This window comes from Virgibacillus litoralis (assembly GCF_017873675.1).
GTDB lineage: Bacteria > Bacillota > Bacilli > Bacillales > Amphibacillaceae > Lentibacillus > Lentibacillus litoralis.
In genome coordinates this window covers 1-20,907 of record NZ_JAGGKK010000033.1, presented here as the reverse complement: position 1 = coordinate 20,907, position 20,907 = coordinate 1, and the positions used below count along the sequence as shown (strand labels likewise).

The following is a 20,907-nucleotide window of genomic DNA, read 5'->3' as shown; positions in this document are numbered from 1 at the left end:
TTAAAGTGAATATTCCCATCATTCACAAATTTCACATAAAATATTTTTCTTGACTTCTTCTTAAAAATTTAATGCAACGCTAGTGTAATTTCCTATACGATTAAAAAAGCCCCCATTCGTACTTAACTACGAATGAAGGGCTTTTTAAAGTTGAAATTAGCTTCCTGATTTGATGCGTGTTGCAATATCTACGGTTCGTTTTGCCTGATGCTTAACTGCACCTTCTACCTCTTCGACCATGTTACCGTCCTGGTCGACAGATACACTTGTACCGTATGGATTACCACCAGCACCGAATAGTACCGGGTCAGTGTACCCAGGGGTTGCGATGATCATACCCCAGTGCATCATGGAAGTATATAAATTAAGCATTGTTGCCTCTTGTCCCCCATGAGGGTTTTGTGCAGATGTCATTCCACTTACTACTTTGTTAACAGTTTTGCCTGAAGCCCATAGACCACCTTGTGAATCGATGAACTGTTTCATTTGAGCAGGAAGGTTTCCAAAACGAGTTGGAACACTAAAGATGATTGCATCTGCCCACTCAACATCTTCTGAAGTTGCTTCTGGGACGTCTTTGGTTGCCTCGGCATGAGCTTTCCATGCTGGGTTAGAAGCAATTGCTTCTTCTGGCGCAAGTTCAGGTACTTTGACTAGTTTTACTTCAGCACCTGCTTCTGCTGCCGCCGCTTCTGCCCATTGAGCCATTTGATAGTTTGTTCCTGTAGAGCTGTAATAAATAACTGCTAGGTTTACGTTTGCCATGTTATTTGTCTCCTTTGTAGTTGTAGTTGATTTTTTACCTAATATTTTCTCTAAAAAACCCATATTGACTTTCCTCAATCCTTTCACTTCTATATTTTGTATCAAACACTCCTTTATTATGAAAGAGTTTGTAAAGTAATAATTTATTACTAACTTACTTTATGTAACTATATTATCTTGAATTACTAATAATGTCAACTTTGAAAGTCCAATAACAGTTCACAAAAAAAGCCCAGCACTAACTGAGCTATTTTTTGTGAGTTAATAAAAATTAAAACTTTCCCGGAGGATCGTATGTCATATACGTTCCAGCTATAAAGTCATGAATTGAACGACTATCTTCCCTAATACCAATCATAAAGGCACTTACAATTAACCCTGCTAACCCCCATACACACACTCACAAAGAACTTTGTTTAGTTAAATTGTTTTCTCACCTCATGCAGGCCATCCATTCGTTGAATATCCTTATTCACTTTCCAACCATCATCCGTTTTGATGACACGGATTTGTCCAAAATTTGATATAATTTCCTTCTTACCTTCCTGATTAATTCGTTCAAATTCAATTTCAATGTCATAGTCAAGGCTTACTTCTGATTCTGTTTCCATATTGCCAATTTCAAACGAAATATCCTTAACTGATAAATGACTTTTTGAATCCTGAGCTAGATTGGGGGCAATGATGTCTAATGCCGTCATCAAGATTTTTGTCATATGAGATTCTGTAACATACTTACTATACTTTTCTTCCGCTTGCTTCCGCCTGTCGGGTAGACTGTCGTAATTAAGGTAATCAGAACTTTCATCGTAATCAATCGTAAATTGCTCCGTCTTAAAATCTCTAGCCACATCAATTGCCCTGCTTGTCATTACCTTCTGTGATTCAAAAGTTGCAACCTTATCCTCTTCACTGGTAGTGAAAATTACAACAAATACAAACAGAACAACAACAATGACACTAATAAAAACTTTACTTCTCATCGAATCTACCACCTTAACTGACATCTAGCACAACCTTTATAATAAGTTTAACACAAATATTCAGAATATGATGTAAACTAAAAAGTGGCTGACAAATTCTATAAAATTTATCAACCATTTTCATCAAGTTACTTCATTACTTTTCTCTCGCAAGTTCTTGTCTATTCGGTACAAGCGGCTGTTGCTCCAGCCACTTATTTTGAATCATAATATTATACCACTTTTTGGTTACCCTCAGATTTCTTAAAATAACACGTTCATAAGTGGTTAAAAGATCTGTTCTCATGGCTGATGCTAAGCCTTTACCATAATAACCCTGTGCAACTTGAGACAGAAAGCCAATATGATACATCAGTAATTTATCGGAGAAAGGCGATTCGGTTGAAGTTGTTACCTCTGTCTCCCACGACTTGGGAACCGATAAATTATCATCATCCAAAATTTTTGAGAAAGATTTTATATTAGCCTCGGCAACCTTTTGGGAATCAACCATAAACTTTCTGACATCTTTTGATTGAGCAACCTGACTGAATGCTACACAAAGTGTTTTGGCTAAAATGCTTTTTTTGAGATTAAGTGAAATACTTATGATTTCTGTTGAAGCTAAACGTCTTCCTTTTCCAAAAAAACCATCCGTAAAATCTTTGGTCGTGATAAACTCCAGGGATTCTCCAGGATAACAATATGGATCTCTCTGAAAGTCTCCTTTTTCAAGTAATAAATCAATTGTTTGATGATACATCCTTTTTCCATCAGTATCACAAGAATCATAAAAATACCGTAAATCTTCTCTAACAGCGATTCCTAATGAAGTTGTGTGACCAACTAAACCGTGTATAGTCATGATATGTAAATAATTCAGGCAAAAAATATCACTGAACAATCTCTTTGTTCCTTTATTATGGTCAGATTCATTAAATCCAATTGGCACTGGAAACCCTTCGTTCTCTATAAAAAATACTAGTTGTTTCTTTTGTTTAGCAAAAGTCTTAATAGCATCCTGAAAGATGGCTTTTATGGCCTTATCCTCGATAATCGAGAGCATATAGCGATTTATGATATCTGTCATCGTTCCGTTCATATACTGTCCCCACAATGATCCTATTTCGGAGGATGTGAGTTTTAATTTTTCCTTATTCATATCTTCACCTCATTAATACCATTTACTAAAACAGTATTAAATATGAGGCTTTTTTGGATTTAACGATTGTGAACAGAAGGTTTTGAAAACATATTTACATTACTATTCCATTTCCGCTAATTTTACTGCTATTTCCGCTCCAACATGCGCATTATGTTTCACCAACGCAATATTGGCATCTAAGCTCTTGCCATCGGTTAATTCTTTTACTTTACCTAACAAGAAAGGTGTTACATCCTTTCCGGAAACATAATTTTCTCGGGCTTCCTCCAACGCCGTTTCAATTACTGCTGTAATGTCTTTTTCATCCATTGCATATTCTTCTGGAATCGGATTTGCAATTACAGCTCCACCAGTCAAATTTAAATCCCCTTTTGCCTTTAATGTAGCAGCGACTGTCTCCGCCTCGTTTATTCGAATATTTACCGGAAATGGGCTTGTCCGTGTATAGAATGCCGGAAGCACATCTGTCTGATACCCCATTACAGGAACCCCTTTTGTTTCAAGGTATTCCATTGTTAAACCAAGATCAAGGATCGACTTTGCCCCTGCACAAACAACAGCTACATTCGTTTTTGCGAGTTCCTCAAGGTCTGCTGAGATATCCATTGATATTTCCGCTCCACGATGAACACCACCAATACCACCTGTCACAAACGTCTTGATACCAGCTGCTTCAGCACAAATCATTGTCGCAGCCACTGTCGTTGCACCCTTTTTGCCAGTAGCTAATAAAAAAGGCAAATCACGGCGGGAAGTTTTTGCAACATCTTTACTACTGCCAAAATTCTCAAGTTCATCATCACTTAAGCCTATTTTGATTTTCCCATCTAGAATGGCAATGGTAGCCGGTGCTGCTCCATGATCACGAATAATTTGTTCAACTTCACGAGCCGTCTTGACATTTTGCGGATATGGCATTCCATGCGAAATAATTGTTGACTCCAGTGCTACAATAGGTTTTCCTTGCTCTTTTGCTGTGCGGACCTCTTCAGATAATGTAATAAAGTTTTTCATGATAACTCCTCCATGTCTTCTTGTAATTGTAATGCCGTTAAGTTACGGCGAACCGTGTAATCTGATTGCAGTGTTTTCGTTGCATTGGCAATCCCGGCCTTTGTAATGTCTATCAGGCTTTTACCTTCCAGCCATGCATAAGCAACAGCGGCTGAGAAGGCATCTCCCGCTCCTGTCACATCAATAATCTCCCTTGTTTCAATCGCAGGCACATGATAAATCTCTTCCGCTTTATTTCCAACAACTGCTCCTTCTTTTCCCTTTGTGATAACTACATTTTCTACACCTAATGCAAGCCACTTTTCAACAGCTTCTGTTGGAGTAAGATCACAATTAAAGAATGCATTTGACTCGTCAAGATTTGTAATCATCCAGTTCAGCCCATCAAGTGTATCTGGAATATGCTTCATTTTTGGTGCTGAGACAGCTACCAGTATAAGTGGTATATCACGACTCTTGGCAAATTTGCATAGAAATTGAAGTGTATCTTTGGGACAATTAAGGTCAGCAAGAATGCATTTTGCCTGTTGCAATAGTGACACATGTTGTTGAATCCATTCCGGAATCATTAAATCAAAAACGTCCATATCAGCTAGACCAAGGACCAGTCCACCCGTATCATCCAATACAGCAGTATATGATCCGGTTGTAGCCTTTGAGAAATGAGTAACATCTTCTAGATTCATATATGGAAGTGATTGCTCTGCAATGTAGTTCCACTCTGAGTCCGATCCGCTTACTGTAAGTAATGTTGCATCCATACCTAGCCTTCCCAGGTTTTCAGCGATATTACGCGCCACACCACCTGCATTTTTTGTTGAATGAATAGGATTAGAAGTCCCCAATTGAATACTGTCTTTGACATAAACTTTACGGTCTAAATTGGCACCTCCCACACACACAATCTGTTTTAAATCATTCAGCACATATGCCTTACCCCTGATGTATCCCTTTTTCACTAGCCCTGAAATAAGATTAGCTACTGAAGGACGTGATAATTCAAGTGCATTCGCCATTTCCTGTTGGGATATGTATGCATTTTTCTTTATTAAATCGTAAATTTTTTGTTCATTTTCATTCATACAGAAACCCCACCTACTAAACTTTTGTTTATTTTATAAACATTTGTTTAAATTGTACACATAAGTTTCTTTATAGTCAAGTAGAGGCTACCGTTAAGCATCCTTGGGTGGTTCCCAATAATTTGGCGGATCCTCATTCCGTTATTCACCCATTTCAGCCACATTTTTCATTGTTAATAGGTGAATACGGAAACAGGAACCGACTCAACCTTCTAGGACGGTTTTTTTGCCCATTTAGCGGAACCACGATTCACTTCACTGGTTTGTGTGGTTCACATTCTGCTGAATTCACACCATGAATCACTGTGAATGGACATTAAGAGCCCTTTCAAACCTTGATATAGCAATAAAAATACACACGGGATTTCACAAGCGAAATCCTGTGTGTATTTTTTGTTTTTAATGTCCCGTTAATACTTTTATTTACTCTACTTATTTGATAACTTGCCTCTATCCTCCATTTGAGGAGGCTCCTCTGTCCAGCCATGTGTAATCATAAGATTACCTCCATCACTTGCAAAGTTGAATATATCTTTAGCGGACATCGCCATCTTAAACGGCAAGTCATTTCTTAGGCTGAAGGAGGTTCCTAGCGCATTACTCCCTAGACCAAAAGTGCTTAATAGTGATGTGTTGTACATCATAAGTTTATCTGAAAAAGGAGATATAGTTGAGTCTGTAACCCTTCCAGACGATGTGGATGGAATATTGATATCGCTATCCATTAATATTTCACCAAATCTTGATATAATTTTTTTCGCCAACTCTTTTCCTCGAAAAAAGTACTTTATAACATCTTTTTCTTGAGCCACTTGAGCGAATCCTGTCATTAATTTCATCCCTACAACATTAGATTCAATACCTTGATAAATATAGGAAACCTCAACAGTGTTCAATACTCTCCTGTTACCGGAAAACTTAAATCCTGCACGGTAGTCCTTATCATTTGCAAAAGCTACATGATTTGGTAATGTAACAGCCGGAGATCTAGGAAGAACACCTTTCTCCAATAAATACGTTGTCGTTTTTTCATAATAATCTTCTGAGAATGCAGAACACCTTTTGTATAGATCAATAATGTCTTTGCGATAGGACATGGTCATATGTAGTGCATGGAGACCAGTAGCAATTTTCATCATCATTCGCAAATACATAATATCAAAGATATCATCATACAACTGCGGCGCATTTAAGTTTACATCGTTCTCTGTAAAGGCAACTGGAACCGCGACCCCTTCCCGTTTAAAAATCCCCTTTATTTCATTGACTAAATCCTGTTCTTTTTCGTGAAAATTCCTTAATATCTCTAGTGCTTCTGAATCTTTATTTGTTATTAAAAAATGGTCAATAACTCTTACTAACATCGTTTTCTTTTGGTAAATAACCCAAAGAGTTGCGAGCTCAGAGGATGCTAATGGTACATGTTCTTTGGTCAATTTCATCCCTACCTTTCAAGCCGGTCCAAACTAATATCGATTATTTTATTTATATACTCCCCACTTTATAAAATCTTATTACCTAAAGATTTATCAATAGGCAATACACCATTTTATACAAAAGACTTTATTCCGAGTAAACAACTGTGTATAATATACTTTAAGAAGAAAGGGGATAAACATGACTATTCCAAAGCCGCTTGTCCAGATCAACCAGGCATTTATTGTGATTTCTGCTTTATTAGGTATAATTATTCAACCAGCGATCTTACTTGTACCATTCGCTGTCGGTGTTTATACTTTACTTACTAAACAAAACCCAATTATTCTATTCAGTAAACGATTTTTACGCAAGCCTTTTGAAAAATATAGACAAGAAGATAAAGATCAGCAACTTTTCAACCAATGGATCGCAACGGTTTGCTTAGGGCTCTCAATTATATTCTTTTATGTTAATCTGACTGTACTTGGATTCGTATTTAGTCTGATGGTTTTAGCTGCTTCAGGAGTGGCTTTAATGGGCTATTGTATCGGCTGCACGATTCGATACCGGTACATGATGTGGAGGCACAAACGTTCAAACGCTCATTCATAAATTGCACTACCCACCATACATTGGTGGTTTTTTTATTTTTTGAAAGGAAATTAACAACTCACATCGAACTTTATTTAAGTAGGGACATTTTTATTACGTGATTTCAAAATGAGGTTTGTTAATAGAAAGGATGAACCGTATGACCACAGTAATTAAACAGCAAATCAAAGAATTAGAACAGGAGATTTTTAGAAAGAAAAGGGCTTTAGCAGAGTTGCGAAAGAAAGATGAGCAAAAACATATTACTAATTATGAACTGCGCGAGGCAGACGGCAAGAAAGTTCAGCTAAACAAATTATTCGGTGATCATAAAACATTATTCGTCGTTCAAAATATGGGTAAAGGCTGTAATTATTGCACATTGTGGGCTGATGAAATCAATGGAATACTCCACCATATGGAAAGCGTAGCACCTGTAGTGTTAGCATCACCTGATGAGCCTTCTGTGATGGCTGAATTTGCTAAAAGCAGAAACTGGAAATTCCATTTAATTTCAACAGCAGGATCCGAGTTTAAGCAATCATTGGACTTTGAGCCAAAACCAGGTTCTCCACAGCCTGGGGTCTCAATTTTAAAAATGAAAGATGATGGCACGATATATCAGTATTCCAAGGCCAATTTCGGACCGGGTGATGACTTCTGTGGTATGTGGTCCTTCCTGGATCTTTTACCAGAAGAAGAAGCAGACTGGCACCCTAAAAAGAAATATTAATCGAAGTATCCCTGCTGAGTTTGGCAGGGATTTATCTTGTCATTAATCCGAGCCCATTTCACCTACATCCGCTTTTGATAGCCGGTTCATATTAAACTTTTTAAATTAAGTATGAAAAATCATCCTCAAAAATACGGATTCATCCTCGCAATGTTTCAGATTTTAGAATTGAATATCAAATTGGTATAATTAGGTTAACTACATCAGAGGAGGATACGTATATGAATGAATTAATGTATACACAGTTTGATAAAACGCGAAAATCTTTTTTAAAGAAAATAGACGGTTTGGATAAGGACCTTGCCGATATACAGCCTGCTGGTTTCAATAACACGATTCATTGGCATATCGGTCATGTACTAACAGTAACGGAGCAAGTATTATTTGGTTTCCCAAGCAAATACCAGCATCTTCCTGCCCATTACAAAGAACTATTTGCTTATGGGACAAATCCTGCCGATTGGTCAGATGATGTTCCATCAGTCGAGGAGTTAATAAGTCAATTAACGGATCAGCTCGATCGCATTAAAGAAATACCACCGGAAAAATTCAATGAAACACTTCCAAAACCAATGATGGGTAATGAAACATATGGTGAATTGGCTGTTATGACAACATATCACGAAGCCAATCATCTAGGACAAATCCATGCGATGGAAAGAGTTATTGATAATAAATAGCAGTCCTTCCCCTTTCTATAGTAAAAACCACGTTCCATTTAAGGAACGTGGTTTTTTATACAGTTTCAGCAGAAAGCTCGCGCATTGTACCATTTGCTTTAAAATTTGTATGCCATGATAGTGCTTTTTCCAGTATGTGCGGTGTTTGTCCGCCACGTTCAAGTGCTTCTTGATAATACGTCCAAAGCTGCTCGCGGTACATGGGATGTGCACAATTTTCGATAATCAACGGTACACGTTCGCGTGGAGCAAGTCCGCGTAAATCTGCATAGCCCTGTTCGGTTACAACGACATCGACATCATGTTCCGTGTGGTCGATATGGGAGGCAAACGGGACAATACTTGAAATGTCGCCATTTTTGGCAATAGATTTTGTTACAAAAATAGCCAATCGCGCATTACGAGCAAAATCACCTGAGCCACCTATACCATTCATCATTTTCGTACCAGAAACATGTGTGGAATTAATGTTTCCATAGATATCAAACTCAAGTGCTGTATTGATTGATATTAGTCCCAGGCGACGAATAATCTCCGGATGATTAGACATTTCCTGTGGTCGCATAATCAATTTATCACGGTACTTTTCAAATTCAGAGAATACCTGCTTCATCTTTGGCTCTGATAGTGTAATTGAGCAGCATGAAGCGAAATCTACTTTTCCGGCGTCAATTAGATCGAATACCGCATCTTGTAACACTTCGGAATATACCTCCAGATTTTCAAAATCTGAATCTACCATTCCGTGGAGCACTGCGTTCGCAACCGAGCCGATACCAGATTGAATTGGTGCAAGGCTTTCAGTTAATCTGCCTGATTTCACCTCATTCCCTAAAAATTCCAGCAAGTGTTCAGCCATAATTTCTGTTTCATGGTCCGGCTGTACAATGGTTGAAGGTGAGTCCTCCTGATCTGTAAAAACTATTCCTTTTATTTTCGCAGGATCAATCGCAATCCCGGTTGTACCGATGCGGTCATCTGGCCTAACTAATGGAATCGGATCACGTTCCCCTTGCTTCCCAGGGCTATACAAATCATGAACTCCTTCCAATAGTTCTGACTGTGCCATATTCAGCTCAATAATAACGTTCTCAGCATGCTCGGCAAATGCAAGTGAATTGCCAATAGATGTTGATGGAATAATCATGCCATCTTCCGAAATAGAAATCGCTTCCAAAATAGCAAAATCAATTGACTCTAGTACATTACCTAGAATTAGTTCTGATGTGTGTGATAGATGATGATCTACAAATAAATGCTCACCTTGTTAATCTTTTTTCGCATAGTCGGATCCGCCTGAAATGGTAAGCGCTTATTAACAATTCCAACTTCAGCAAACATCTTGTCTATATCAGATCCTAGAGAAGCACCTGTAAACACATTTACTTTAAATGCCTCTGTCCCAGCCCCCTCTATCAACGCAGTTGGCACCGCTTTCACGTCACCTGCACGAGTAAATCCGCTCATCCCCAACGTCATGCCATCCTGGATCCATGATGCAGCCTCTTCAGCTGAAACGACACGGTCCTGCAAGCGAGGGTCCTTGATGCGATCATAGTTAGTATTCATGTTATATCCCTCTTTCATAACTTTTAAGATAATTCTAACTAATAAACGCTTACATTTGGGGATTTTAGTAGGGAATAGAGAATTATTGACTAAAGCATAGGATCAAATGTATAAAGCAGCATTTTACATCAAAAACCCAGCAATTTTCTGAAATAACTCGAATATGACTGACTGACAGGGATTCGTGTACCATTATCCATCGCCAGTACAAATGTGGAATGGGTATCCGGATAAATGTCCGTAATATGATTTACATTTACAATAAAAGAGCGATGGCAACGGATGAATGATTCTCGTGGCAAGGAGTATTCAAAGTCTTGTAATGCCTTTTTATTCGTACCTACATACTGATTTGTAAATACATGTGTTTTTCGGTCCTTCACTTCCAAATACTTCACATCGTTAAATGGAATTGGCTTCCAACCATCAGAAGTTTTTACAGTTACAACTGATTTTCCTTCAGTCATTGCCGGATAAATTGCTGTCACACATCCCTCAAGCACCCCTTCATTATGAAAGGGAACAGCCATTCCATGATAAGGAACTCCAAACACATTACGATCGATAAATTCGGATGCCTTTTGTTCCGTATGCAGCGCCTTATAAGCGATGGTCCCTTCTTTCACAAGATCACCATTACTTATCTTCAAATCAATCCGTTTACTTGGCCGGTAATAAATATATTCCTTCGTATTAGAAACCGCAATTGATATTTCATCTGAAAATAACTCCCCAACAACGTCCAATAGGGAGCCAAACGTCAATCTTTGCATATGTTAACACCTTTCTTATAATCATATAAGTATTGCATCTAAAATCGTCTTTACCTTCACACGAAAAACAGGATATTTCTCGCCGTCAACATCCACTAGTTTTTCTTTTGTAAAACCTATCCGCTCTAATATTCGGTTCCCATCATCCGAGATTCCGATTGCACCAATTTCATTGATGGTTATTCCCTTTGAAGCCAAATAAGGAAGCTGTTTCGTCATGTCAGCCAGTAATGCCTTGGTGTATTCTCTAGAGTTATTATCATATATATCAACGATAAATGATATTAGATATAGATAGACCTCTTTTTCTTGATCATAATCAAGAATATATTGGCCCAATTTCTTTTCTTCCAAGCTACCATTAAGAATCTCCTCATAATTTACTTTTGAAAAAGGAAATAAGCTGTAGATACCTTTTACATCGCTACCTGTTTTAACGACACGGTACACATCTTTATTCGCTCGCAATATATACTCCACATACGCTGCAGACACATGCCATTCTTCAGGGTAAATTTTATAATTCAATTCCAGCATCCCTCTTATATCAATTGCTGTGGCTGTTGTAACATGAATTTTGATCAAGCCCCTTTCTTCGTTTCGACCTCTTGAATAACATCGGCTAAAAATGTGGCATACTTTTCATCATACCATTCAGTCGATTCTTTAAATAGGTTTCTGGCCAATGAGCAACTTGCAAAAAAATGCATTATGAACGCACGCCATGATTCCCAGTCTTTTCGATCATTCACATTCATCACAATTTGCTTATGGTAAAAGTCGAAAATAATATCAAAATAATTAAGATAATAATAAACAAGTGCTTCCTTTTTACCTCTTTTCAATGGTGTTGTTTCCACATGCTTCCCAATTGGGTGATCGTCATAAATACTCCATAGATCCGGGTCATCAATATACATCTGGTCAATTTCAAGCATAAGTTTATTATGTTCCATACGTGCCTCATTTCGTATTGAAATCCGGTTGTATCGATATGTAAAAATAGCAACAACCCCTGAAATGAGTAATGAAACAATCGATATAATAAACGTTATTAAATTAATATCCATGTTAACCTCCACATCTATTTGTAATAATCTTAATGTATCATTACCACAAGAAAAACAACAATTCCATGCTTTTCCTAGTTTTCAAGCACAACTTTTGGTAATCTTAACAATAGAAGTATTTATACGTACATAAGGGGTTTTTACTATGAAAAATTTAGTCATTTTAGGTGGCGGCTATGGCGGAGTTAATATTGTACTTGGTTTAATTGATCAAAACCTGCCTGAAGACGTGCGAATTACGGTTATTGATCGCAACCCTTACCATTCGGTTAAAACAGAATTTTACACAATAGCGGCAGGCACATCCGCTGATAAAGATGTCCGCATCGAATTTCCAGACCATGAAAAAGTGGATTATGTTTATGCTGAAGTTAGTCAAATAGATTCAGAAAACCAGCAAATTCTTTTTGAAAAAAGAAGTGAGCCAGTATCATATGATTATCTCGTGATTGGCCTTGGCTGTGAGGACAACTATCATGGAATCGAAGGGGCTTCAGAGTTCACCGAAAGTATCCAGACAATTGGCCGTGCGCGTCATACTGGAATGTCTATTGGTAATTTAAAAGCCTATGGCAAGGCTACGATTGTTGGTGCAGGCTTGAGCGGTATTGAAGCAGCAGCTGAGATACGTGAAAGTAGACCAGACTTGAACATTCGATTACTCGATCGAGGTGCCACAGTATTAAAAGCGTTTGATACAAAAATTCAAAATTATGTTGAAGACTGGTTTCTAAAAAATGACGTTGAAGTCGTTCATGGTGCTAATGTTGAGTACGTAGAAAAGGATGGCGTTTGCAATAATGGTGTTTGCTTCGTTAATGATGTCACCATTTGGACTGCCGGTGTACGACCAAATTATTTGGTGCGCGAGCTTCCTTTTGAAAAAGATGATCAGGAAAAAATTATCGTCAATGACTTTTACCAGGTGCCCGAACAGCCAAACACTTATGTAGTTGGTGATTGCGCAGCCTCCGAACATTCGCCGAGCGCACAGCTTGCTCGACAGCAAGGTGAGCAAATCGTGGAAATTCTAATGGATATATTCAATGGCAACGAACCGAAAAAGCCAAAAGAACTTAAACTTAAAGGAACCCTCGGATCACTCGGAAGTTCTGAGGGATTCGGAGAAATGATGTCAAAATCAGTTACCGGCTATCTGCCTCGCGTTGCAAAGTCCGGTATTCTATGGCTGAATAAACGACACTAAAATGGTACGAAACCAATCGGACTCTAATGCGTTCGATTGGTTTATTTTATTTAAGATAATGCCTTTAATCCAACCACACCGATAATAATTGCAGCAAGACTTACAATACGAGATAGGCTCCTGGATTCCCCAAAGAAAATCATATTCACCAATACAGCACCAGCTGTACCTATACCTACCCACATGGCGTATGCAACACTTACTTGTAGAAATGAAAAGGAAAGTAAAAGCACACCCAGCGATGCGGAGAACCCGCCAATATACAAGATTCCATTTCGAATTGTGCTCTTTTGACTAAATAACTTCAAACCAATGACACCACTAATTTCAAAAGCTGAAGCTAACAATACTAAGATTAATCCCATAAGTGAGAACCTCCTTTAGCACGTTTTTCATCTGCAGTATCTGCAAGTTTTAATCCTACGACACCTGCAATCAGGATCATGATGAAAAACATTTTCCCCAAATTTAAACTGCCATCAAACAAGTACACGTCCATTAAAGCCGTTCCGATTGTGCCGGTCGATGCAAATATCGCATAGACAGTTCCGGTCGGCAGTGTCTCACAAGCTTTTCTTAGAAATTGAAAGTCTATCAATATCACAATAACTACCAATCCCCAATGCCACCAATTTGCAGCAAAATTAAAGCCAAGCACCCAAAGCATTTCAAATAAGCACGTTAACGTTACATAGATCCAAGCTTTAATCATCATGAGCACCCCCCATTTGACTGACGTTCAGTCATTTTTGTCCAAAAATAATGTGAAAGGACATTGCACCGGATTATAGTCCGAGCGCATGCCCCGCAAATTCCAATACTTCTTTTTTCTTTAGATCAGCAACCTTCTCATCTTCATTGCCATACATATAAGATTGTTCTGCTGCTGCTTCAATTAATCCGATTAATATCTCTGCCGTGCGCTGTGGATGTAATGATTCTCGAACGACACCATCCGCTTGCGCTTTTTGCAGCTGTTTACTTAGCCATTCATAATATGGTTCGTATATCGTTTCCCATTCTTTCAAATACTCAGTTGACGCAAGTCCTGCATAAGTTAAAGCAAACAAATCCCGGTATTCCCTCGTCACATCGAACACTATATCAATAGCTACCTCCAGTTTTTCCGGAAACGGTGAGTCATCCTGGACATTATCATTTATTTTTGTAAGTATTTCTTCTGTCAAAACTTCCGCTATTGATAGCATTACAGATAGTTTTGAGGAGAAATATAAATAAAAGGTACCTTGAGCAATGCCGGCGCCTTTAACGATATCTGATACCTTGGTCTTCTCTACACCTTTCTCACGAAAAACATCGATAGCTGATTGTATAATACTCTCTTTTTTATTATCCATTTTTAAGCCCTCCGTTGGTGACTGACTATCATTCATTTTACAATTTACTTTCATTTTTGTCAAATTTACATTCCAGGCATAACACTTTTAAGTTTTTTTAATTTCGATGCCACCTAACCACCCCTCTCCAACGATAGTAATTGTGAAAACAATTACTAGGAGGAGAATATATGAAGCTACTATTAGAAAAAACATCCTACACATTGGTATCACTGCCGATCATCTTACATGATCCAGGGTTATGGTACCAGCTCAGAGCAAGTCTAACGCTAAATCAATGGAAGTGGATCTATTACCACATTATTGGTGGTATCACCGTGAGCGAACTTGCCATCCAGGAAAATACCACTATTGAGGCGGTGAATACGTGGGGCAGACAGGTAGAAATGATGCTGACAAGTGAGACTTTCCGGAAGAAAATCATTACCAAAACATAGCATTGCTGTGAGGGGATTTTTCGTTTAAGGAATAAACCAGTTGTGGCACGTCTTTCAATGATTACTACTTTCAAGCTACGCAAACACGGTAATAGGAAAATACGGCTTGTTGATAAACGGATTATAAGTTAGATCAGGATCAATTTGCTGTTCTGACGGATCCTCATTCCGTTATTTCCTATAAATCCCTTGTTTGGAGCATAGTTTAGGATCCTCGTTCCGTTATTTGACTGTTTATACCTCATTATCACTTGATTTTGTGCTATTAACGGAATGAGGATTCATATCACCCCTGTTTGAGCAACTTTTCTCCATAATAGCGGAAAGAGGATTCACTGTGACGGCCTATGCCCGAACCTCATTCATGCCAATAAATAAGGGGTACTAACCAACGTTCGATTGTACCCCCTTTAAGCAGGATTGTTATTATTCACCTGTATCGGCAAAACGTTTGATCCGCTCACCAATTTGGTCGCGCACACGTTGAAAAACCTGCCATTGTTCCGCTTCTGTTCCTTCTGCTTTCGCTGGATCATCAAATCCCCAATGTTCTCGCTTTACATGAGGTGGTGTCATTGGGCATTTATCAGCTGCATCTCCACAAAGTGTTATGGCCATTGCAGCATTATTTAAAACTTCCGAATCAATAATTTCTGATTTCTGATCAGAAATATCGATGTCCACCTCAGCCATTGCTTTAACTGCTTTCGGATTTAATCCATGTGCTTCAATTCCTGCACTCTTTACTTCCCATTCTTCACTTAAAAACTTTTTTGCCCAGCCTTCTGCCATTTGGCTACGGCATGAATTTCCAGTGCATAGGAAGTATATCGTTTTTTTAGACATAACTGTTCACGCTCCTAATTAAAATATCAATAACGTTAAATATAGTCCTACTAAGGTTACAAGCAGAATTGGAATGGTTAAAATAATTCCCGTTTTAAAGTATGTTCCCCATGAGATTTTGACTCCTTTTTGAGACAAGACATGCAGCCATAACAACGTTGCCAGGGAACCAATTGGTGTAATCTTCGGACCAAGGTCAGAGCCAATGACGTTCGCGTAAATAAGTGCTTCACGCATCACACCAGAAGTACTTGTTTCAGCAATTGCCAGCGCATCAATCATTACTGTTGGCATGTTATTCATAATTGACGACAGGATAGCTGCAATAAAGCCCATTGAAATGGTCGCTACAAATAAACCTTGCTCAGCACTTGCCTGAAGGGCCTGAGCTAATAAATCAGTTAGCCCCGCATTTCTCAATCCGTAAACAACAACATACATACCAATTGAGAAAAAAACGATATCCCAGGGTGCACCTTTAACTACTGATGTTGTATTAACCGCTTTACTTCTTCTAGCCATTAGTATAAAGAAAATCGCAATTACACCCGCAACAATCGAGACAGGCAGATTAATAAACTCACTTACAAAATAACCAATCAGTAACACACCAAGAACATACCATGATAAACGAAACATCTTTTGATCTTTAATCGCTTCAACTGGCTCTCTCAATTGTGACAGGTCGTATTTATCCGGGATATTCTTTCTAAAATATATTAATAATACTACTATTGTCGCAGTTAATGAGAATAAGTTTGGAATTATCATTCTGGAAGCATATTCAACAAACCCAATATCAAAGAAATCTGCTGACACAATGTTAACTAAGTTACTTACTATAAACGGTAATGATGTTGTATCTGCAATAAAACCACTAGCCATTATAAACGGAAATATCATTTTTTCCTCGAAATTTAAATTGCGGACCATTGCTAAAACAATTGGTGTCAGGATTAGGGCTGCCCCATCATTCGCGAAAAGTGCAGCAACAATTGCTCCTAATAAACTGACATAAACGAACATCTTGACCCCGTTACCATTTGCTGCCCTTGCCATATGAAGAGCGGCCCATTCAAAGAATCCAATTTCGTCTAATATTAATGAAATAAGAATAACTGCAACAAATGCTAAAGTTGCGTTCCATACTATTTGCGTAACTTCTATTACATCACTAAAACCAACTACTCCTACTATTAAAGCTAGAACAGCTCCGCCACATGCGGACCATCCAATTGATAACCCTTTTGGCTGCCAAATAACTAAAACAAGTGTAGCCAAAAAGATAAGTGATGCTAGTATAACCGATGATAACAAAACACTTTCCCTCCAATTAACAACATGTAATTCGTGTACCTTTTTCTTCTAATTCTTTTAATCTGAAATCCTGGTCAGGCAGTTGATTTAGAAGTTTCTCAACAAACGGATAATAATCGTTACTTTTATTTATCGAGTAAAAAATCCATTGGCCTCTTCTTTCTTCTTTTACCAGCCCTACATCACGCAATTTACGAAGATGTTGACTAATGGATGGCTGACTTACCTTAAAAATCTCAACAAATTCACAAACACAACAGTCATGATTATCAAGTAATTTAACCATGGTCAATCGCGTTTTATCACCTAATAACTTTAATATTAATGCAGCACTATCTATTTCAATCTCTGTTTTCAGCAAAGGAACACCCCCTTAACAATCGAATATAACTATATAATAATTTACTTATATATACAACTAAAAAGGTTTTCCGTATACGAATTCTTTTACATAGCCTTATATATGCTAAAATAAAAACCATCATCATCAGGAGGAGAATTTAAATGAATTTTAAGCTTGATCACATTGGGATTGCCGTAAGAAATTTAGAAGATAGTATATATTTCTATGAAACCATTTTAGGAGGGTCATTAATTGACCGGTATAAAAGCGATGCAAAAGGGGTGGAAAGTGAAATTGCTATTCTGGAGATTGGCGGAAATCGAACCGAATTACTGGCACCTACTAATAATACCACCTCTCCTATTGCCCGATTTCTAAAACAAAAAGGGAAAGGTGTTCATCATATTGCCTATCATGTCGGTGACCTTGATAAAGCACTGGAAGACCTCAAAAACAGGGATATCCGTGTACTAGAAGATTCCTTACGCACTAATAAGCATGGCAGGAGACTAATTTACTTGAACCCGGCAGATACAGATGGAACAATAATCGAATACTGTGATTACCCAAACCAATAAGAATTTACTCCGAAACAATTGTAAGAAAATTACAAAGTTTAGTATACTGTTAATATGAAATAAAGATTGGGTAGATACATATGGAGGGATGTTGAATTGAACAAAAATTATATATATCTTATGGCTTTAATTGGCTCAATTATGGGGATTCTTGGGTCAGTAATCTGGGTTTACTATGGAACGTCCTTTATTGGCGGATGGATTGAGGGCGACATACAGTCCACCCCTTTTCAGCTCTCTGATAAAGCGATGAAAACAGGATTAATAATTGCCTTCATACAAAGTATCATAACGATTTCCTTTTTCATCGTTACTTTAGTTAAATCAACACCAGAGAACTTGGAAAATGAGACCAGGCTGACTGGAATGTGGCTTTTATGGACAGGCATAGGTATTGCGGTTATCAATTTTTTTCAGTTAATACCTTGTATTTTGTTAGTAGTAGCAGGAACATATAGCATAAAAGAAACAGATGATCACACTACTGATCGTGAAATTGATACTAATGAGAATGGTCCAGGATACATCGAAACCTAAAAACGCGCGCAGTTCATAAATAGGTAGCTAAACAGAACAACAGAAAGGTGGTTTATAATGGATAATAAAGTCGAGTTAGGAAAAACAGGTTTATACATTCATCCAGTTGGATTGGGAGCAAACAAGATTGGAGAAGAAAATAAAGAAACGAATACGGAATATGGCGGTAAAATTGTTTCTTCAGCAATTGAAAGCGGCTTGAATTTTATTGACACTGCATTTATGTATGATAGAGGGCTTTCTGAAGAAATTATCGGAAAAACATTAAAAGAAAATAACTGGAGAAATAACGTTGTACTAGCAACGAAAGGAGCTCATAAGTACACTGGCGACCAGGTAATCACCGATAATTCACCCGAATTTTTAAAGCAGACAGTGGAAGATAGCCTCAAGCGTCTGCAAACAGATGTTATCGACTTGTTCTATATTCACTTTCCTGATGATAAGACACCTAAATTCGAAGCTATCGGTGCACTAAGTCGGTTAAAGGAAGCCGGGAAAATCCGCTCAATTGGTGTTTCCAACTTTACTATTGATCAGCTAAAGGAAGCAAATCAAGACGGTTATTTAGATGTTGTACAAGGGAACTATAACTTGCTAGACCGCTCTGCAGAAAGTGAACTTTTTCCATACTTTTCGGCAAACGAAATATCCTTTGTTCCATATTTCCCTTTAGCATCAGGTCTGTTAGCTGGAAAGTATACAAAAGGTACGGTCCTTTCTGAATCACAAAAGAAACGACCTCAATTTCAGGGTGAAGCATACATCCGCCACTTAGAAAAAGTTGAAAAGATCCGGGAGATTGCTGTGAAACACAATGTTGACGTTTCACATGTTGTACTGGCATTTTATTTATCCCGTGATCAGATTGACTCTGTTATTCCAGGAGCGAGAAATTCTAAACAAGTAGTAAATAACTTAAAAGCAGCAGATGTAAAACTTACTTCAGATGATATTCAAACCATTGATGAACTATATCCGCTGCATAATAAAAGTTAGTTTTGAGCTTCAGCTGGCGGACACACGGACCTTATTTAACATATATCAAATAAAATAGGAGCATTTATGCTAAATAAGGTCTCTGGTGTCCGTTAACACTTTAATATTGTTCGTTTTCTGTAAAATAGCGTACCTGATGTCCGCCAATGCAATTTTTTCTTCTAATATTTTAACCTCATAAATTAAGGTATTATTGCTTACCAAATGTATCCGGCATGAGTGCAGCAACGACTTCACCTTTTGCACAGCATATTTCGCCTGCATAAACTTCCGTATGTATCTTGAATTTCTTGGGATGTATCTCTTCTACCTCTCCAACTGCTGTTAGTGGAACATTCTGCGGCGTAGGTTTAACGAACTTCACCTCGAGTGATGCAGTTACAAAACGTGGTGGTTCTGCACCATCACCAGGTTCATGCCCATTCTTTCGGTGCAGTGCCAATGATGCTGAGCCTGTTCCATGACAATCAATTAGGGATGCAATCAACCCACCGTAAACATAGCCAGGTATTGCCGTATGTTCAGGACGTGGCATGTATACAGTAATCGTTTGAGCACCATCCCAGCCAGTCCGAAAATGATGACCCTTTTCATTTAACCGACCACAACCATAGCAATGTGAAAAATCAGCCGGATATTCATCTTGAATTGCGTTTTCTATTTCCTGATTCATCCGTATTACCTCCTTTTTCCTTTAGTATAGCATGGATTTTTTATTAATATTTTTATAATAAAATAATATAAATTACACAAACTAAACCTCAGCAGATATGTTGAGGAGGGTTAAGATGGAATCAGAAGGATCGTCTCGTGATAAAACGAAGAAACGTACGGAAGAACATCAACAGCATAAAAAGCTAGCAGCATCAGAGTTAGCGGATTTATTTGAAAATTACCTTGGAGATTCTTTGTTCAGCTGTGTTTTTAAACACCACTTGCAGGTAGTTGAAGATGAGGAAATTAAGGATTATATTGAATTTGCATTGGACATTTCAACTAAACACCTAACTATGGTTAAAGAGATCTATACAAAGGAGAATATTCCTGTTCCAGCAGGTTTTGGAGACCAGGATATTAGAAAAGAAGCACCGCGATTGTTTAGTGATATGTTTATGGTCTTTTATATTACGGAAATGACAAGAGCCGGATTATTAACTTACGGTGGTGCACTTTCAAGTTCATCTAGACAAGATATTGTCGATTATTTTGATATGTGCATCCAAGATACTTCCAAAACATATCGAAGAGGAATTGAGTTATTACTTGCAAAAGGGATGGATATCCTGCCACCTAATATTCCGTACCCTTCAAAAGTCGACTTTATTGATAAAAGATCCTTTACTTCAGCTATAAACGTGAAGAATAGACACTAGCCTTGCAAATAAATTAACAAGTGATAAGTAGGTTGTGGATATTTAAGAGGATTTTCTAATTTTATGGGGTGTGTAAAATTTTTCCAGTT

At 37.9% G+C, this 20,907-nt stretch carries 25 protein-coding genes and 2 pseudogenes; 9 read left to right on the top strand and 18 right to left on the bottom strand.

The genetic code is table 11. The features are described from left to right. Nucleotides 1–156 precede the first annotated feature (156 nt). The 7 genes and pseudogenes from wrbA to J2Z82_RS18705 all read right to left on the bottom strand — a co-directional run bounded on the left by wrbA (nt 157) and on the right by J2Z82_RS18705 (nt 6,424). Nucleotides 157–828 (bottom strand): NAD(P)H:quinone oxidoreductase, encoded by a 672-nt coding sequence (gene wrbA / locus J2Z82_RS18730; protein WP_209482323.1) that lies wholly within the window; start codon nt 826–828, stop codon nt 157–159. 208 nt (nt 829–1,036) lie between these two features. Further along, nucleotides 1,037–1,144, bottom strand: a pseudogene (locus J2Z82_RS19485) (RDD family protein); the annotation flags it as partial. A gap of 37 nt (nt 1,145–1,181) precedes the next feature. Beyond that, nucleotides 1,182–1,748 (bottom strand): hypothetical protein, encoded by a 567-nt coding sequence (locus J2Z82_RS18725; RefSeq protein ID WP_209482322.1) that lies wholly within the window; start codon nt 1,746–1,748, stop codon nt 1,182–1,184. A 136-nt stretch (nt 1,749–1,884) separates the two neighbouring features. Then, nucleotides 1,885–2,889: a DUF3231 family protein gene (locus J2Z82_RS18720; RefSeq protein WP_209482321.1), complete on the bottom strand. Its 1,005-nt coding sequence runs from the start codon at nt 2,887–2,889 to the stop codon at nt 1,885–1,887. Between the two features lie 102 nt (nt 2,890–2,991). After that, nucleotides 2,992–3,906 carry a pseudouridine-5'-phosphate glycosidase gene (locus J2Z82_RS18715; protein ID WP_209482320.1) on the bottom strand — a complete coding sequence of 305 codons (915 nt, stop codon included), beginning with the start codon at nt 3,904–3,906 and terminating at the stop codon, nt 2,992–2,994. Continuing rightward, nucleotides 3,903–4,988, bottom strand: coding sequence for a carbohydrate kinase (locus J2Z82_RS18710; protein WP_209482319.1), 1,086 nt, complete (start codon nt 4,986–4,988; stop codon nt 3,903–3,905). Before J2Z82_RS18710 ends, J2Z82_RS18715 begins: the two co-directional genes overlap by 4 nt. 428 nt (nt 4,989–5,416) lie before the next feature. Then, complete coding sequence (locus J2Z82_RS18705) at nt 5,417–6,424, bottom strand: DUF3231 family protein (RefSeq protein ID WP_390313532.1); 1,008 nt, start codon at nt 6,422–6,424, stop codon at nt 5,417–5,419. A gap of 181 nt (nt 6,425–6,605) precedes the next feature. On the opposite strand from J2Z82_RS18705, the gene J2Z82_RS18700 reads away from it, so the two are divergent. The 3 genes from J2Z82_RS18700 to J2Z82_RS18690 all read left to right on the top strand — a co-directional run bounded on the left by J2Z82_RS18700 (nt 6,606) and on the right by J2Z82_RS18690 (nt 8,411). Next, nucleotides 6,606–7,019: a DUF4395 domain-containing protein gene (locus J2Z82_RS18700; protein ID WP_209482317.1), complete on the top strand. Its 414-nt coding sequence runs from the start codon at nt 6,606–6,608 to the stop codon at nt 7,017–7,019. 139 nt (nt 7,020–7,158) lie between these two features. Beyond that, nucleotides 7,159–7,731 carry a DUF899 family protein gene (locus tag J2Z82_RS18695; RefSeq protein WP_209482316.1) on the top strand — a complete coding sequence of 191 codons (573 nt, stop codon included), beginning with the start codon at nt 7,159–7,161 and terminating at the stop codon, nt 7,729–7,731. A 221-nt stretch (nt 7,732–7,952) separates the two neighbouring features. Then, nucleotides 7,953–8,411 (top strand): DinB family protein, encoded by a 459-nt coding sequence (locus J2Z82_RS18690; RefSeq protein ID WP_209482315.1) that lies wholly within the window; start codon nt 7,953–7,955, stop codon nt 8,409–8,411. 55 nt (nt 8,412–8,466) lie between these two features. Here the strand turns inward: J2Z82_RS18690 and scpC are convergent. The 4 genes and pseudogenes from scpC to J2Z82_RS18670 form a co-directional block, all read right to left on the bottom strand. Beyond that, nucleotides 8,467–9,998: pseudogene (scpC, locus tag J2Z82_RS18685) on the bottom strand (succinyl-CoA:acetate CoA-transferase ScpC). Between the two features lie 110 nt (nt 9,999–10,108). Beyond that, complete coding sequence (locus J2Z82_RS18680) at nt 10,109–10,753, bottom strand: LytTR family DNA-binding domain-containing protein (protein ID WP_209482314.1); 645 nt, start codon at nt 10,751–10,753, stop codon at nt 10,109–10,111. 21 nt (nt 10,754–10,774) lie between these two features. Then, a complete protein-coding gene (locus tag J2Z82_RS18675) occupies nt 10,775–11,338 on the bottom strand; it encodes a hypothetical protein (RefSeq protein ID WP_209482313.1) in 564 nt (187 codons plus the stop codon). Then, complete coding sequence (locus tag J2Z82_RS18670; protein WP_209482312.1) at nt 11,335–11,823, bottom strand: hypothetical protein; 489 nt, start codon at nt 11,821–11,823, stop codon at nt 11,335–11,337. The genes J2Z82_RS18675 and J2Z82_RS18670 overlap by 4 nt, the downstream gene beginning before the upstream one ends. A 145-nt stretch (nt 11,824–11,968) precedes the next feature. Here J2Z82_RS18670 and J2Z82_RS18665 point away from each other — a divergent pair, with 145 nt between their 5' ends. Continuing rightward, on the top strand, nt 11,969–13,030 hold the full coding sequence (locus tag J2Z82_RS18665; RefSeq protein ID WP_209482311.1) for an NAD(P)/FAD-dependent oxidoreductase: 1,062 nt from the start codon (nt 11,969–11,971) through the stop codon (nt 13,028–13,030). Nucleotides 13,031–13,080: 50 nt separating this feature from the next. Here the strand turns inward: J2Z82_RS18665 and J2Z82_RS18660 are convergent, their stop codons facing one another. The 3 genes from J2Z82_RS18660 to J2Z82_RS18650 all read right to left on the bottom strand — a co-directional run bounded on the left by J2Z82_RS18660 (nt 13,081) and on the right by J2Z82_RS18650 (nt 14,388). Then, nucleotides 13,081–13,395, bottom strand: a complete 315-nt coding sequence (locus J2Z82_RS18660; protein ID WP_209482310.1) for a DMT family transporter — start codon at nt 13,393–13,395, stop codon at nt 13,081–13,083. Continuing rightward, nucleotides 13,386–13,745, bottom strand: coding sequence for a DMT family transporter (locus J2Z82_RS18655; protein ID WP_209482309.1), 360 nt, complete (start codon nt 13,743–13,745; stop codon nt 13,386–13,388). Before J2Z82_RS18655 ends, J2Z82_RS18660 begins: the two co-directional genes overlap by 10 nt. A 70-nt stretch (nt 13,746–13,815) precedes the next feature. Then, nucleotides 13,816–14,388, bottom strand: a complete 573-nt coding sequence (locus J2Z82_RS18650; RefSeq protein WP_209482308.1) for a TetR family transcriptional regulator — start codon at nt 14,386–14,388, stop codon at nt 13,816–13,818. Nucleotides 14,389–14,558: 170 nt separating this feature from the next. Here J2Z82_RS18650 and J2Z82_RS18645 point away from each other — a divergent pair, with 170 nt between their 5' ends. After that, nucleotides 14,559–14,825 (top strand): hypothetical protein, encoded by a 267-nt coding sequence (locus J2Z82_RS18645; protein ID WP_209482307.1) that lies wholly within the window; start codon nt 14,559–14,561, stop codon nt 14,823–14,825. Nucleotides 14,826–15,251: 426 nt separating this feature from the next. On the opposite strand, the gene arsC is transcribed toward J2Z82_RS18645, so the two are convergent. The 3 genes from arsC to J2Z82_RS18630 are packed head-to-tail and all read right to left on the bottom strand — an operon-like array spanning nt 15,252 to nt 17,349. Further along, nucleotides 15,252–15,671, bottom strand: a complete 420-nt coding sequence (gene arsC / locus J2Z82_RS18640; protein ID WP_209482306.1) for an arsenate reductase (thioredoxin) — start codon at nt 15,669–15,671, stop codon at nt 15,252–15,254. 18 nt (nt 15,672–15,689) lie between these two features. Next, nucleotides 15,690–16,988: an arsenic transporter gene (locus J2Z82_RS18635; protein WP_209482305.1), complete on the bottom strand. Its 1,299-nt coding sequence runs from the start codon at nt 16,986–16,988 to the stop codon at nt 15,690–15,692. A 16-nt stretch (nt 16,989–17,004) separates the two neighbouring features. Then, nucleotides 17,005–17,349: an ArsR/SmtB family transcription factor gene (locus J2Z82_RS18630; protein WP_209482304.1), complete on the bottom strand. Its 345-nt coding sequence runs from the start codon at nt 17,347–17,349 to the stop codon at nt 17,005–17,007. A 143-nt stretch (nt 17,350–17,492) separates the two neighbouring features. Here J2Z82_RS18630 and J2Z82_RS18625 point away from each other — a divergent pair, with 143 nt between their 5' ends. From J2Z82_RS18625 to J2Z82_RS18615, 3 genes are all read left to right on the top strand, one after another. Then, nucleotides 17,493–17,909, top strand: coding sequence for a VOC family protein (locus J2Z82_RS18625; RefSeq protein ID WP_209482303.1), 417 nt, complete (start codon nt 17,493–17,495; stop codon nt 17,907–17,909). A gap of 96 nt (nt 17,910–18,005) precedes the next feature. Continuing rightward, the gene (locus tag J2Z82_RS18620) at nt 18,006–18,446 is read left to right on the top strand and encodes a hypothetical protein (protein WP_209482302.1); all 441 of its coding nucleotides are present in this window, start codon (nt 18,006–18,008) and stop codon (nt 18,444–18,446) included. 57 nt (nt 18,447–18,503) lie between these two features. Beyond that, nucleotides 18,504–19,445, top strand: coding sequence for an aldo/keto reductase (locus J2Z82_RS18615; protein ID WP_209482301.1), 942 nt, complete (start codon nt 18,504–18,506; stop codon nt 19,443–19,445). Nucleotides 19,446–19,635: 190 nt separating this feature from the next. Here J2Z82_RS18615 and J2Z82_RS18610 read toward each other — a convergent pair whose 3' ends face one another. Next, on the bottom strand, nt 19,636–20,118 hold the full coding sequence (locus J2Z82_RS18610; RefSeq protein ID WP_209482300.1) for a PaaI family thioesterase: 483 nt from the start codon (nt 20,116–20,118) through the stop codon (nt 19,636–19,638). 115 nt (nt 20,119–20,233) lie between these two features. On the opposite strand from J2Z82_RS18610, the gene J2Z82_RS18605 reads away from it, so the two are divergent. Then, nucleotides 20,234–20,818, top strand: coding sequence for a DUF3231 family protein (locus J2Z82_RS18605; RefSeq protein WP_209482299.1), 585 nt, complete (start codon nt 20,234–20,236; stop codon nt 20,816–20,818). Nucleotides 20,819–20,907 lie beyond the last annotated feature (89 nt).

Bases quoted from the DNA above. Each gene is read 5' to 3' on its own strand.
- wrbA (WP_209482323.1), bottom strand. From the start codon at position 828: ATGGGTTTTTTAGAGAAAATATTAGGTAAAAAATCAACTACAACTACA.
- J2Z82_RS18725 (WP_209482322.1), bottom strand. From the start codon at position 1,748: ATGAGAAGTAAAGTTTTTATTAGTGTCATTGTTGTTGTTCTGTTTGTA.
- J2Z82_RS18720 (WP_209482321.1), bottom strand. From the start codon at position 2,889: ATGAATAAGGAAAAATTAAAACTCACATCCTCCGAAATAGGATCATTG.
- J2Z82_RS18715 (WP_209482320.1), bottom strand. From the start codon at position 3,906: ATGAAAAACTTTATTACATTATCTGAAGAGGTCCGCACAGCAAAAGAG.
- J2Z82_RS18710 (WP_209482319.1), bottom strand. From the start codon at position 4,988: ATGAATGAAAATGAACAAAAAATTTACGATTTAATAAAGAAAAATGCA.
- J2Z82_RS18700 (WP_209482317.1), top strand. From the start codon at position 6,606: ATGACTATTCCAAAGCCGCTTGTCCAGATCAACCAGGCATTTATTGTG.
- J2Z82_RS18695 (WP_209482316.1), top strand. From the start codon at position 7,159: ATGACCACAGTAATTAAACAGCAAATCAAAGAATTAGAACAGGAGATT.
- J2Z82_RS18690 (WP_209482315.1), top strand. From the start codon at position 7,953: ATGAATGAATTAATGTATACACAGTTTGATAAAACGCGAAAATCTTTT.
- J2Z82_RS18680 (WP_209482314.1), bottom strand. From the start codon at position 10,753: ATGCAAAGATTGACGTTTGGCTCCCTATTGGACGTTGTTGGGGAGTTA.
- J2Z82_RS18670 (WP_209482312.1), bottom strand. From the start codon at position 11,823: ATGGATATTAATTTAATAACGTTTATTATATCGATTGTTTCATTACTC.
- J2Z82_RS18665 (WP_209482311.1), top strand. From the start codon at position 11,969: ATGAAAAATTTAGTCATTTTAGGTGGCGGCTATGGCGGAGTTAATATT.
- J2Z82_RS18660 (WP_209482310.1), bottom strand. From the start codon at position 13,395: ATGGGATTAATCTTAGTATTGTTAGCTTCAGCTTTTGAAATTAGTGGT.
- J2Z82_RS18655 (WP_209482309.1), bottom strand. From the start codon at position 13,745: ATGATGATTAAAGCTTGGATCTATGTAACGTTAACGTGCTTATTTGAA.
- J2Z82_RS18650 (WP_209482308.1), bottom strand. From the start codon at position 14,388: ATGGATAATAAAAAAGAGAGTATTATACAATCAGCTATCGATGTTTTT.
- J2Z82_RS18645 (WP_209482307.1), top strand. From the start codon at position 14,559: ATGAAGCTACTATTAGAAAAAACATCCTACACATTGGTATCACTGCCG.
- arsC (WP_209482306.1), bottom strand. From the start codon at position 15,671: ATGTCTAAAAAAACGATATACTTCCTATGCACTGGAAATTCATGCCGT.
- J2Z82_RS18625 (WP_209482303.1), top strand. From the start codon at position 17,493: ATGAATTTTAAGCTTGATCACATTGGGATTGCCGTAAGAAATTTAGAA.
- J2Z82_RS18615 (WP_209482301.1), top strand. From the start codon at position 18,504: ATGGATAATAAAGTCGAGTTAGGAAAAACAGGTTTATACATTCATCCA.
- J2Z82_RS18610 (WP_209482300.1), bottom strand. From the start codon at position 20,118: ATGAATCAGGAAATAGAAAACGCAATTCAAGATGAATATCCGGCTGAT.
- J2Z82_RS18605 (WP_209482299.1), top strand. From the start codon at position 20,234: ATGGAATCAGAAGGATCGTCTCGTGATAAAACGAAGAAACGTACGGAA.